This window comes from Embleya sp. NPDC025285, assembly GCF_055558835.1.
Genome location: NZ_JBVHLU010000184.1, coordinates 1 through 11988, shown reverse-complemented (window position 1 = coordinate 11988; position 11988 = coordinate 1). Strand labels below are relative to the sequence as shown.

Sequence of the window (11988 nt, the reverse complement as noted above, 5' to 3'; positions counted from 1 at the left end):
GAGAGAGAGAGAAAAAAAAGAAAGGAAAGGAGGAGAAAACACCCTCCCCCCGCCCCCCGCCCGGGGGGGGGGGGGGGAGGGGGGGGGGGGGGACACCCCCCCCCCCCCCCCCCCCCCCCGCTCCCACCTGTTTGTGCCGACGGTGTACGGCGGGGGTCGGCTCCCGACCGCCTCGGGGTCGGCGCGCGAGGTGCGGGGCGCGGCGCGTGGGGGCGCGGCCGGCTCAGCGGGCGACGCGGGAGCGGACCAGTTCGCCCAGGAAGGCCAGGTCGACCTCTTCGAGGGAGTCGACCACGGTGCGCGTCGGCGCGGGCGTGATCGGCGTCATGCTCGGCACCGCCAGCACGACGCAGCCGGCCGCCTCGCCGGAGGCGATGCCGGTGGGCGAGTCCTCGACGACCACGCAGGACCACGGCTGGACGTCCAGCCGGCGGGCCGCGGTCAGGTACGGATCGGGGTGTGGCTTGGTACGGGCGATCTCGTCGCCGGCCAGGGTGAAGCGGAAGTGGTGGGCGCCCAACGAGGGCAGCACCGCGTCGACGATCACCCGCTGGGACGCGGTGACCAGCGCGCACGGCACGCCGGCGTCGTCGACCTCGGCGAGCAACCGTTTGGCGCCCGGGCGCAGGTCCACGCCGTCGCGCAGCGCGGCGACCATGCCGGTGTTGATCCGGTGCTCGAGTTCGGCGGGCGCGACGTCGAGGCCGGAGACCGAGAGCAGGTAGGCGACGGCGCGCTCCATCGGGCTGCCGAGCAGGTGCTCGGCGTGCTGCGCGGTGAGGGTGAAGCCGAGGTCGGCCATGACCGCGGTCTCGGTGGCGAACCAGTTGCGTTCGGTGTCGACCAGGGTGCCGTCCATGTCGAACAGGACCGCCCCGAGGCCGTGGCCCGGGCGTGCTCCGGTCGTGGTCGTGAGCGCTGCCGTCATCGTGTGGCCGCCTCTCCCCCGGTACGGGAAATCGTGGTGTGGATGGGGTGGGTCGATCTCCTCACGCGGGTTCTCCATGGGTGCGATCCGCCGGTTGGCTCCGGCGGGTCCTCGATTGTGCGGCCCCGTCAGGGATTGGGCAACCGCCGAACGGGGTCGTATGCGGAAACGGTGACCGAAGCGGTCACGGCGAGCGGGTTCGCCAGCTCCGCGATCGTGGAGCGCAGCCGGCCGGGGTCGGTGTGCCAGGCGCTGGGGCCCATCGCCACCACGGTGGCGATGGCGGTGTGGTCGAGCGCCATGGTGAAGGTGTGCGTGTGCCGCTCGCGCACGGTGAACCAGGGCGCGAGTTTGGCGTCGATGCGTTCCTGTTTGTCCGGGTCGACCTGGAGCAGGCCGAGCGCGGGCACCAGTTCGGCCAGGTGTCCCGCGGTGGGCGCGGCGACCAGCAGGGTGCCCTCGGCGGCCAGGATCCGGTGCAGTTCGGGCGGGTTGCGCGGGGCGAACACGTTGAGCACCCGTGCCGCGGCGCCGGTGCGTACCGGCAGCGGGCGCCACGCGTCGCAGACGGCGGCGCCCATCCGCGGGTGTGCGCGGGCGGCCCGGCGCAGCGCGTACTTGGAGATGTCCAGGGCCAGCCCGTGCCGCTCGGGCAGCGTGTCCAGCACGTGGGCGAGGTGGTGTCCGGTGCCCGCGCCGACGTCGACGAGGGCGCCGGGCACGGCGCCTGCGCTCGCGGCGGCCAGCGCGTCGCCGATCGGGTCGTAGTGGCCCGCACCGAGGAAGTCGACGCGGGCCGCGACCATGGCGGCGGTGTCGGCGGTGCCGACCGAGCCGGTGCCGGTGAGCAGGTTGACGTAGCCCTGCTTGGCGACGTCGAAGCTGTGCCCGGCGGCGCAGCGCAGGGTGTGGTCCGCCGCCGCCAGGTCCGCGCCGCAGTGCGGGCAGGCGAGGGTTCCTACGACGTCGCCGAGCATGTGCCTCGTTCTTGGGTGACGGGTGGGCCGGGTTGTCTCAGCGGGCGTTGAAGTAGTTCGCCTCGGGGTGGTGCAGCACGATCGCGTCGGTGGACTGTTCCGGGTGCAGTTGGAACTCCTCGGACAGCTCGACGCCGATCCGCTCGGGCCCCAGCAGGGCGGTGATCTTGGCCCGGTCCTCCAGGTCGGGACAGGCGCCGTAGCCGAGCGAGAAGCGCGCGCCGCGGTAGTGCAGCTTGAGCATGCCGTCGAGGTCGTTCGGGTCCTCGCCCGCGAAGCCGAGTTCGGCGCGCACCCGGGCGTGCCAGTACTCGGCCAGGGCCTCGGCGAGCTGTACGGACAGGCCGTGCAGTTCGAGGTAGTCGCGGTAGGCGTTCTCGGCGAACAGCTTCGCGGTGGCGTCGGACAGGCGCGGGCCCATGGTGGCGATCTGGAAGCCGACCACGTCGATCTCGCCGGAGTCCTCCGGGCGGAAGAAGTCGGCCAGGCACAGGTGCCGGTCGCGGCGTTGGCGCGGGAAGGTGAACCGGGTGCGTTCGTTGCCCGCGTCGTCGAGCACGATCAGGTCGTCGCCCTTGGACACGCACGGGAAGTAGCCGTAGACCACGCCGGCGTCGAGCAGGTTGTCGGTGACGATGCGGTCGAGCCAGTAGCGCAGGCGCGGGCGGCCCTCGGTCTCGACCAGTTCCTCGTAGGAGGGCCCGTCGCCGCCCCGGGTGGGCTTGAGGCCCCACTGGCCCATGAAGGTGGCCCGCTCGTCCAGCCACGAGGCGTAGTCGTTGAGCTGAATGCCCTTGACCACGCGGTCGCCCCAGAACGGCGGGGTGGGCACGGGGTTGTCGACGGCCACGTCCGAGCGGGCGGGCATCTCCTCGGGTTCGGTCTCGATCACCTTGGCGGCGGCCACCTTGCGCCGGCGCAGCGCGGGCAGTTCGACGCCGGGGACGCCGCGCTTGACGCCCATCAGGGCGTCCATCAGGCGCAGGCCCTCGAACGCGTCGCGGGCGTAGCGGACCTCGCCGGCGTAGATGTCGTAGAGGTCCTCTTCGACGTAGGCGCGGGTGAGGGCGGCGCCGCCGAGGATGACCGGGTAGCCGGCGGCCAGGCCGCGGGTGTTCAGCTCCTGGAGGTTTTCCTTCATGATCACGGTGGACTTGACCAGCAGGCCGGACATCCCGATCACGTCGGCGCGGTGTTCCTCGGCGGCTTCCAGGATGGCCGAGACCGGCTGCTTGATACCGATGTTGACCACGTTGTAGCCGTTGTTGGACAGGATGATGTCGACGAGGTTCTTGCCGATGTCGTGCACGTCGCCCTTGACGGTGGCCAGCACGATGGTGCCCTTGCCGTCCTCGCCCTCGACCTTTTCGATGTGCGGTTCCAGGTGCGCGACGGCGGACTTCATCACCTCGGCGGACTGGAGCACGAAGGGCAGTTGCATCTGGCCGGAGCCGAAGAGTTCACCGACGACCTTCATGCCGGCCAGGAGCGTGTCGTTGATGATCACCAGGGCGCTGCGCTCGCGCAGTGCCTCGTCCAGGTCCTCTTCGAGGCCGGCCCGCTCGCCGTCGATGATCCGGCGCTCGAGGCGCTCGTTCAGCGGCAGTGCGGCCAGTTCCTGGGCGCGGGTGGCGCGCACCGACTTGGCGTCGACGCCCTCGAACAGTTCCAGGAAGCGCTGGAGGGGGTCGTAGTCCTCGCGGCGGCGGTCGTAGACCATGTCGAGGGCGACCTCGCGCTGCTCCTCGGGGATGCGCGCCATCGGCAGGATCTTGCTGGCGTGCACGATCGCCGAGTCCAGGCCGGCTTCGATGCACTCGTTGAGGAAGACCGAGTTGAGCACGATGCGCGCGGCCGGGTTGAGGCCGAAGGAGACGTTGGACAGGCCCAGGGTGGTCTGCACGTCGGGGTGGCGGCGCTTGATCTCGCGGATCGCCTCGATGGTCTCGATGCCGTCGCGGCGGGTCTCCTCCTGGCCGGTGCCGATCGGGAAGGTGAGCGCGTCGATGATGATGTCGGAGACCTTGATCCCCCACTCGCCGGTGAGCGCGGTGATCAGCCGTTCGGCGACTCGGACCTTCCATTCGGCGGTGCGGGCCTGGCCCTCCTCGTCGATGGTCAGCGCGACCACGGCGGCGCCGTGTTCCTTGACCAGCGGCATGATCCGGCGAAAGCGCGAGGTGGGGCCGTCGCCGTCCTCGTAGTTGACCGAGTTGACCACGGCGCGCCCGCCGAGCAGTTCCAGGCCCGCTTCGAGCACCTCGGGCTCGGTGGAGTCGAGCATGATCGGCAGCGTGGAGGCGGTGGCCAAGCGGCCGGCCAGGGCCTTCATGTCGGCGACGCCGTCCCGGCCGACGTAGTCGATGTTCAGGTCGAGCATGTGCGCGCCGTCGCGGGTCTGGTCGCGGGCGATGTCGAGGCAGTCGTCGTAGCGGCCTTCGAGCATGGCCTCGCGGAACGCCTTGGAGCCGTTGGCGTTGGTGCGCTCGCCGATGGACAGGTAGGACAGGTCCTGGCGGAAGGGCACCGACTGGTAGAGCGACGCGGCGGCGGGCTCGTGCCGGGGGTTGCGGGGGGCGAGTTCGCGCCCGTGCACGCGTTCGACGACGGCCTTCAGGTGCGCGGGCGTGGTGCCGCAGCAGCCGCCGACCAGGGCCAGGCCGTACTCGGTGGTGAACGTGTCGTGCGCGTCCGCCAGTTCCTCGGGGGTGAGCGGGTAGTGCGCGCCGTCCTTGGTCAGGATCGGCAGGCCGGCGTTGGGCATCGCGGTGACCCCGATGCCGGCGTGCTTGGCCAGGTGGCGCAGGTGTTCGCTCATCTCGACCGGGCCGGTGGCGCAGTTGAGCCCGATGAAGTCGATGCCCAGCGGCTCCAGGGCGGTCAGTGCCGCGCCGATCTCGGAGCCCATCAGCATCGCGCCGGTGGTCTCGACGGTGACCTGGGCGAAGATCGGCAGGTCGATGCCGGCCTTCTTCAGCGCGCGCTGCGAGCCGATGATCGAGGCCTTGGTCTGGAGCAGGTCCTGGCTGGTCTCGATGAGCAGGGCGTGCGCGCCGCCGTCGATCAGGCCGGCCGCGTTCACTTCGAAGGCGTCGCGCAGCGTGGCGAAGGGCACGTGGCCCAGGCTGGGCAGCTTGGTGCCGGGGCCGATCGAGCCGAGCACCCAGCGCGGCCGGTCGGGGGTGGAGTAGTCGTCGGCCACTTCACGGGCGATCCGGGCGCCGGCTTCGGCGAGCTCGTAGATGCGGTCCTGGATGTCGTACTCGCCCAGGTTGCCGAGGTTGGCGCCGAAGGTGTTGGTCTCGACGCAGTCGACGCCGACGTCGAAGTACTCCTTGTGCACGTTGCGCACGATGTCGGGGCGCGTGACGTTGAGGATTTCGTTGCAGCCTTCGTGGCCCTGGAAGTCGTCCAGGCTGGGATCCTGCGCTTGGAGCATGGTTCCCATCGCTCCATCGGCGACGACGACGCGGGTGGCGAGTGCTTCGCGAAGCTGCTGCGGGGTGGCTGTCATGAGAATGCGTCTCCGATGGGTGCGACGGCTGTCGGCTTGCCCGGGTCCGTCGAGACGGATCGGGCCAGAGCGCCAGCTTAATGCGCTCGCCGCGCACGGCCCGGTGACGCGCGGGTGACGTCGCCCACTGGTCACCCGGCGCTCACCCGCGCTCACCGGGCCGTATGCGTCGCGTTCGCCGGGCGTCGCCCGGATTTCACTGTGGGCGAAGTCGACGCGGGCGGGTCTGGCCGAGGGTGCCTCAACCCGTAATGTGGGGACCGTACAGCTCTCGCGGCCTCGGGGACGGGTGCCCGCGGCGCACGGATCCCGGCCACGGCCGGAAGGAGGCACTGGGTGATCGAGCTCGACGACCTGCCCGAGCTGATCGACCCCGTCATGGTGGCCGCGTTCGAGGGGTGGAACGACGCGGGCGATGCCGCTTCCGCCGCGATCGAGCACCTCGACCGGGTCTGGAAGGGCGAGGTCTTCGCGGCCTTGGACGCCGAGGACTACTACGACTTCCAGGTCAATCGCCCGACGATATGGCTGGACGGGGACACCCGGCGGATCACCTGGCCCACCACCCGGCTGTCGGTGGTCCGGTTGGCCGAGCCGCGCCGCGATCTGGTGCTGGTGCACGGCATCGAGCCGAATCTGCGCTGGCGCTCGTTCTGCAACGAACTGTTGGGCTTCGCGCACGAGTTGGGCGTGGAGACGGTAGTGGTGCTGGGCGCGATGCTGGGCGACGCGCCGCACTCGCGGCCGGTCCCGGTCAACGGCACCACGTCGGATCCGGTGGTGGCCGCGAACGTGGGTCTGGAGCAGTCCCGGTACGAGGGGCCGACCGGCATCGTGGGCGTGTTCCAGGAAGCGTGCGCGCACGCGGGGATGCCGGCGTTGACGTTCTGGGCCTCGGTGCCGCACTACGTCGCGCAGCCGCCCTCGCCCAAGGCGACGCTGGCGCTGTTGCGTCGGCTGGAGGATTTCCTGGACGTGACCGTCCCGATGGGCGAGCTGGCCGAGGACGCGCGGGCGTGGCAGGTGGGGGTGGATCAGCTCGCGGCCGAGGACACCGAGGTCGCGGAGTACGTGCGCTCGCTGGAGGCGGCGCGTGACACCGAGGACCTGCCCGAGGCGTCCGGTGACGCGATCGCGGCCGAGTTCGAGCGGTACCTCAAGCGCAAGGGCGATCAGGCCGAGGGGTGATCGGGGCTCGGGTGATCGGGCTTCGGTGTCGGGGCTCGGGTGACCGAGCTCCTGTGATCGGGGCTCCGATGGCCGAGGCTCCGGTGTTCGGAGCAAGGGTGTCGGGGTCGGGTGTCGGCCCCGGGTGATCGACCCGGGTGATCGGTCCCCGAGGTAGTCAGGCCGAGCGTCGGCGCAGTTCCAGGGTCGCGAGCGGGATGAATCCGCCGGTGCCCGGTTCGGCGGCGGCGTCGGGGCCGGACAGTCGGCGCAGCATGGCCAGGGCGATGCGCTCGCCCTGTGCCTTGGCCCGTTCGGCGCGCGGTCCGGCGAAGTCGCCGTCGACGGTGGCCCGCCACAACTGGACCCAGCGGCCGAAGTGCCGGGCGGTCAGCGGCGCGGCGCGGTGCAGCGTGTGGTGCACGGCGAACGCGTCGCCGCGGTATTCGGCGGTGCGCAGCAGCGCGCGCTCCCAGAAGTCGGTGATCCGGGGCAGGTGCGCGTCCAGGTCGGTGCCGGCGATCTCGGTGAAGTAGGCGCCGATCACCGGGTCGGCGAAGGCCGCGCCGTAGAAGCGGCGCAGGAGCGCGTCGAGGTCGGCGCGGGTGGTGATGTCGGCGCGGGCGGTGTCCGGGCCCGGGTGGGCCTGGTGCGGGTGTTCCCGGTCCGCTCGCGGCGGGTGCGGCGCTTGCGGGTGCGGCGCCGGGTGCGGCGTGTCCGTCTGCGGTTCCCACCGGTCCGGCTCTCCCCCGTTCGGGGCCGCGCGGAGCGTGAGGTCCGTCGGTTCGCGTGTGCCGTCGCCGTGCATGCCCGCCAGTTTAGGCCGCCGGTGTTCTCGGGGGCCGGTGCCGAACGGCCCGTGCGGGTGGGGTCCTGGGACCCCACCCGCGCGGTCTGTGCCGAGTCCGCCGTCCGCGCCGGTGGACGGCGGGCCCGTTCGTGGTGTCGTGACCGGGCACCCCGGTGGGCCCGGCCACGACCTGCGGTCACGAAGCGGTGAAGGCGGCCGCGTTCGTGGCCGCGCCCTCGGGGCTAGCCCAGGCCGCTGTGGATCGCGGACGCGAGTTCGCCATTGGTGGTGTCACCGCTGAACTCCCAGAAGAACGCGCCGCGCAGGTTCTGCGCCTTGGCCCAGCTCATCTTGGAGGTGACGGTGGCGGGGGTGTCGTAGCTCCACCAGTTGCTGCCGCACTTGGCGTACGCGGTGCCCGCGATGGTGCCGGTGCTGGGGCAGCTGCTCTTGAGCACCTTGTAGTCCTCGATGCCCTGCTCGTAGGTGCCCTGGGCGGGGCCGGTGGCGGTGCCGCCGGGCGCGTCCTGGGTGACCCCGGTCCAGCCTCGACCGTAGAAGCCGATGCCGAGCAGGAGCTTGTTCGCCGGAACGCCCTTGGTCTTGAGCTTGGCGATCGCGTCGGAGGAGTTGAAGCCGTCCTTCGGGATGCCGGTGTAGGAGGTCAGCGGCGAGTGCGGGGCGGTCGGACCCTTGGCGTCCCAGGCGCCGAAGAAGTCGTACGTCATCACGTTGTACCAGTCCACGGAGGCGGAGGCGCCTCCGTAGTCGGCCGCGTCGATCTTGCCCGCGGCGGACGCGTCGGCGGTGATCGCCGCAGTGACCAGGTTGTTCGTGCCGAACTTGGCCCGGGTTGCGGAGAGCAGCGTCTTGATCGAGGCCGCGCCGCTGGTGTCACAGGTCAGGCCGCACGCGTTGGGGTATTCCCAGTCCAGGTCGATGCCGTCGAACACATCGGCCCAGCGCGGGTCCTCGACCAGGTTGTAGCAGGACTCGGCGAACGCGGCGGGGTTGGCCGCGGCCTGGCCGAAGCCGCCGGACCAGGTCCAGCCGCCGAACGACCACAGGATCTTGATGTTGGGGTACTTGGCCTTGAGCTGGCGCAGCTGGTTGAAGTTGCCGCGCAGCGGCTGGTCCCAGGTGTCCGCCACGCCGCTGACGCTCTGGTCGGCGGTGAAGGCCTTGTCGTAGTCGGCGTAGGAGTCGCCGATGGTGCACTTGCCGCCCTGGACGTTGCCGAAGGCGTAGTTGATGTGGGTGATCTTGGCGGCCGAGCCGGACGTGACGATGTTCTTCACGTTGTAGTTGCGGCCGTAGATGCCCCAGTTGGTGAAGTAGCCGAGCTTGACGGTGCTGCCGCCGCCGGGGCCGCCACCGCCGCCGGTGGTGTGCACGGTGACCGCGGCACTGGCCGGGCCGGTCTGGTCGACGGTGTCGCGGGCGATGACGGTGTAGGTGTAGTCGGTGCCCGCGGCCAGGCCGCTGTCGGTGTAGGTGGGCGTGGTGACGGTGGCGATCTTGCTGCCGCCGCGCAGCACGTCGTAGTTCTTGATGCCGTGGTCGTCGGTCGCCGCGGTCCAGGTCAGCTTGACGCCGTTGTCGGTGACGTTGCTCGCGACCGGGGTGCCGGGTGCGCCGGGCGGGTTGTCGCCGGGGTTCGTGGGTCCCCCGTCGCAGGATCCGCCGTTGATCTTGCATCCGGTCGGGTTGCCGGGGCCGGTGCCGTTGAAGCCGAAGGTCACCGAGGCGCCGGGGCCGACGGTGCCGTTCCAGCCGACGTTCTTGGCGGTGTAGTGGTCGCCGGTGCGCGTGACGGTGGCGTCCCAGGAGGAGCCGACGGCGGTGCCGGCGGGGAAGTCCCATTCCAGGGTCCACGAGGTGATCGCGGCCGTGCCGGTGTTCTTGATGGTCCAGCTTCCACCGAAGCCGGAGCCCCAGTCGGAGGTCTTGACGAACGTGGCGGTGGTACCGGCGGCCTGTGCGGGGGACGCGAGGCCGACCATCGCTGCCAGGGGAAGCAGCAGGGCGCTGATCATGGCGACAAGGGTGCGCCGGGACAAGGTCGTGCGTCGTTTGGTTCCTGTGCTCAAGGGTGCTCCTCGAGTGGGGCCAGACATACGGGGACGTGGCACCTCCCGGTGGGGAAACGATTCGACTACGGCCCCACCGCAGGTCCAGTGAGAGTAGGAAAGGTCTGGACCACGGGTCAATGGTCTGTACCAAAATGGTCTGGACCAACTGCCTTGCCCAGCACCGCAAATGCCACACGCGGGCCCCGAGGGGCCCGCGTGATCTGGGAGTTCGTCGAACTTGCCAAAATTTTCCGAGGCGCCCGCCCGTCCGTCTTCAGCGCCGGGCCGGGGCGTACGGCGCGCCGGGCGCGGGCGCGGTGCCATCCACGGCCGCGCGCCACCGGTCGTGCAGCCACATCTGGGTGCGCCTCCGGGCCGCCCGCTCGTCCCACTGCACGTCCCGCTCGTAGGTGAGCACGGACAGGTCCCCGGCGAGCACCGCCCAGGTGTAGAGCCCGTTGATGTGACGCGCGTTGACCCTCATTCCGCTCACCGAGGTGGCCCGGCCGGCGGGCGTGCCGATGGTCTCGTCGTGCTGGGCGACCCACTGCACGGTCAGCCCCTCGGCGTGCAGCGGATCCACGTGGTGCCAGAACGCCTCGGCGGCGGCGTGCGCCTCCTCGGTGCCGGGCAGCGGACCCTGGCGCGGGCCGTCCAGCCGGGTCCAGCCCAGCAGGGTGCCGTCGGCGCGGTCCACCACCACGCTGGCGTGCGGGCCGCCCGGGTGCGGGTGGGTGGCCGGTTGATGGCGCACGACCACGACGGGGCGTTCGTCGTGCCACGCGTAGTCGAGCGCCGTGAGTATCCAGTTGCGGGGTATCGACAGTCTGCACTTCGCCAGCAGAGCGGCGACGGCGGTGGTGACGTCGGTGTCCCTGCCGGGGAACAGGGTCATGGTGCGTCCTCGCGGTCGTGCGGGATCGGAACGGAGTCGAGGTGGATCAGGGCGGTGCGGCGGCCGCGGCGGGCGCGGTGGGCTCGCGCACCGGGGCGGGACCGAGGAGCCGGGTCGGGATCTCGGTGCCGCTCGCGTCCGCGGGCGACGCCAGTTTGCCGCACACCTGTTCGGCGCCGCCGGCGAGGGTGAGCCGACCGACCCGCCCGGGGCTCGTCCGCGCGTCGCCGCACCGGTCGGGCGAGCCGGTACCCCGGCCCCGGACGTGGCCGAGGCGCTCGGCGAGGGCGCCGGGCGCCGGGGCGCCGGCCGAGGGCGGCGCACAGGAGATCTGCATGAACCGGACCCTAACGATCGGCGGGCCGGATGAGAACAAGTTCCATCCTTTCCATACGGTCGCGTACGGACATTTGCCCGTGGTTGGGCGAGCTCGTACTTCGTGGGTGCTTCCGTTCGTGTGACGCGGGGCACGAACTCGAGGAAGCCCGTGTGCCGTTCGGCTAGGGTCCGGGCAACCCTGCTCGGGAAGGAGCGCGCGTGTCCTCGACCGTCGACACCGATCTGCTCGTCATCGGCGCGGGCCCCACCGGCCTGTACGCCGCCTACTACGCGGGGTTCCGGGGCCTGCGCACCGCGCTGTTGGACTCACTGCCCGAACCCGGTGGGCAGATCTCCGCGATGTACCCGGAGAAGATGATCTACGACGTCGCCGGCTTCCCGGCGATCAAGGGCCAGGACCTGGTGGACGCGCTGGTCGAACAGGCCGCGCCGTTCGAGCCGAGCTACCTGCTGGGGCACCGTGCCGAGGAGCTGGCGCAGGACGACGAGGGGGTCACCGTCACCTGCGCGAGCGGCCTGGTGGTGCGCGCCAAGGTGGTGCTGATCAGCGGCGGGATCGGCACGTTCAGCCCCCGCCCGCTGCCCGCCGCCGACGCCTTCACCGGCGAGGGGGTGCGCTACTTCGTGCCGCGCCTGGCCGATCTGGCCGGGCTGGACGTGCTGATCGTGGGCGGCGGCGACTCGGCGTTCGACTGGGCGACCAGTCTGGAGCCGATCGCCAAGTCGATCACGCTGGTACACCGGCGGGACAAGTTCCGCGCGCACGAGCACACCGTGCGGCGCGTGCTGGCCTCCACCACCGAGGTGATCACCTCCGCCGAGGTCACCGTGCTGCACGGCGACGGACAGGTCAGCGGCGCGGACGTGGTCGCCAAGGCCGACGGCGCGGTGCGCACGCTCCCGGTCCAGGCGGTGGTGGCCGCGCTCGGCTTCGTCGCGGACCTGGGCCCGATGACGCACTGGGGCCTGGAGCAGCGCAAGCGGCACATCGTGGTGAACCAGGCGATGCGCACCAACCTGACGCGGGTGTTCGCGGCCGGCGACATCGTCGACTACGACGGCAAGGTCAAGCTGATCGCCACCGGGTTCGGCGAGGCGGCCACCGCGGTCAACAACGCGATGACCGTGGTCGACCCCTCCGCGCATGTCTTCCCCGGGCATTCCTCCGATGTTCCCTAGTCGGGCCCGGTCACGGTGCCGGGGGGGGGGGGGGGGGGGGGGGGGGGGGGGGGGGGGGGGGGGGGGGGGGGGGGGGGGGGGGGGGGGGGGTGGGGGGGAGGAAGGGAGAAGGAGAGAGGGGGGTCGG

9 protein-coding genes are annotated in these 11988 nt (G+C 71.4%); 2 read left to right on the top strand and 7 right to left on the bottom strand.

Features of this window, described 5'->3' with window-relative positions; translation table 11 throughout:
• Positions 1 to 223: 223 nt before the first annotated feature.
• The 3 genes from ACZ4FV_RS50280 to metH form a co-directional block, all read right to left on the bottom strand.
• On the bottom strand, positions 224 to 928 hold the full coding sequence (locus tag ACZ4FV_RS50280; RefSeq protein WP_395873005.1) for an HAD family hydrolase: 705 nt from the start codon (positions 926 to 928) through the stop codon (positions 224 to 226).
• A 128-nt stretch (positions 929 to 1056) separates the two neighbouring features.
• Positions 1057 to 1905, bottom strand: coding sequence for a putative RNA methyltransferase (locus ACZ4FV_RS50275; RefSeq protein ID WP_395873004.1), 849 nt, complete (start codon positions 1903 to 1905; stop codon positions 1057 to 1059).
• Between the two features lie 37 nt (positions 1906 to 1942).
• Entirely contained in the window at positions 1943 to 5419 is a 3477-nt protein-coding gene (gene metH, locus ACZ4FV_RS50270) for a methionine synthase (RefSeq protein ID WP_395873003.1), read from the bottom strand.
• A 336-nt stretch (positions 5420 to 5755) separates the two neighbouring features.
• On the opposite strand from metH, the gene ACZ4FV_RS50265 reads away from it, so the two are divergent.
• The gene (locus tag ACZ4FV_RS50265; protein WP_395873002.1) at positions 5756 to 6607 is read left to right on the top strand and encodes a PAC2 family protein; all 852 of its coding nucleotides are present in this window, start codon (positions 5756 to 5758) and stop codon (positions 6605 to 6607) included.
• 157 nt (positions 6608 to 6764) lie between these two features.
• On the opposite strand, the gene ACZ4FV_RS50260 is transcribed toward ACZ4FV_RS50265, so the two are convergent.
• The 4 genes from ACZ4FV_RS50260 to ACZ4FV_RS50245 all read right to left on the bottom strand — a co-directional run bounded on the left by ACZ4FV_RS50260 (position 6765) and on the right by ACZ4FV_RS50245 (position 10680).
• On the bottom strand, positions 6765 to 7394 hold the full coding sequence (locus ACZ4FV_RS50260) for a group III truncated hemoglobin (protein ID WP_402229792.1): 630 nt from the start codon (positions 7392 to 7394) through the stop codon (positions 6765 to 6767).
• A 224-nt stretch (positions 7395 to 7618) separates the two neighbouring features.
• Positions 7619 to 9412, bottom strand: coding sequence for a glycosyl hydrolase family 18 protein (locus tag ACZ4FV_RS50255; RefSeq protein ID WP_402230282.1), 1794 nt, complete (start codon positions 9410 to 9412; stop codon positions 7619 to 7621).
• A 310-nt stretch (positions 9413 to 9722) separates the two neighbouring features.
• Complete coding sequence (locus tag ACZ4FV_RS50250) at positions 9723 to 10343, bottom strand: hypothetical protein (protein ID WP_395872999.1); 621 nt, start codon at positions 10341 to 10343, stop codon at positions 9723 to 9725.
• 46 nt (positions 10344 to 10389) lie between these two features.
• Entirely contained in the window at positions 10390 to 10680 is a 291-nt protein-coding gene (locus tag ACZ4FV_RS50245) for a hypothetical protein (protein WP_465328055.1), read from the bottom strand.
• Positions 10681 to 10880: 200 nt separating this feature from the next.
• Here ACZ4FV_RS50245 and ACZ4FV_RS50240 point away from each other — a divergent pair, with 200 nt between their 5' ends.
• Positions 10881 to 11861 carry an NAD(P)/FAD-dependent oxidoreductase gene (locus ACZ4FV_RS50240; RefSeq protein ID WP_395872997.1) on the top strand — a complete coding sequence of 327 codons (981 nt, stop codon included), beginning with the start codon at positions 10881 to 10883 and terminating at the stop codon, positions 11859 to 11861.
• Positions 11862 to 11988 lie beyond the last annotated feature (127 nt).

Excerpts from the sequence above, each read along its gene's own strand:
- ACZ4FV_RS50275 (WP_395873004.1), bottom strand. The coding sequence starts at position 1,905 with ATGCTCGGCGACGTCGTAGGAACCCTCGCCTGCCCGCACTGCGGCGCG.
- ACZ4FV_RS50260 (WP_402229792.1), bottom strand. The coding sequence starts at position 7,394 with ATGCACGGCGACGGCACACGCGAACCGACGGACCTCACGCTCCGCGCG.
- ACZ4FV_RS50255 (WP_402230282.1), bottom strand. The coding sequence starts at position 9,412 with ATGATCAGCGCCCTGCTGCTTCCCCTGGCAGCGATGGTCGGCCTCGCG.
- ACZ4FV_RS50250 (WP_395872999.1), bottom strand. The coding sequence starts at position 10,343 with ATGACCCTGTTCCCCGGCAGGGACACCGACGTCACCACCGCCGTCGCC.
- ACZ4FV_RS50245 (WP_465328055.1), bottom strand. The coding sequence starts at position 10,680 with ATGCAGATCTCCTGTGCGCCGCCCTCGGCCGGCGCCCCGGCGCCCGGC.
- ACZ4FV_RS50280 (WP_395873005.1), bottom strand. The coding sequence starts at position 928 with ATGACGGCAGCGCTCACGACCACGACCGGAGCACGCCCGGGCCACGGC.
- metH (WP_395873003.1), bottom strand. The coding sequence starts at position 5,419 with ATGACAGCCACCCCGCAGCAGCTTCGCGAAGCACTCGCCACCCGCGTC.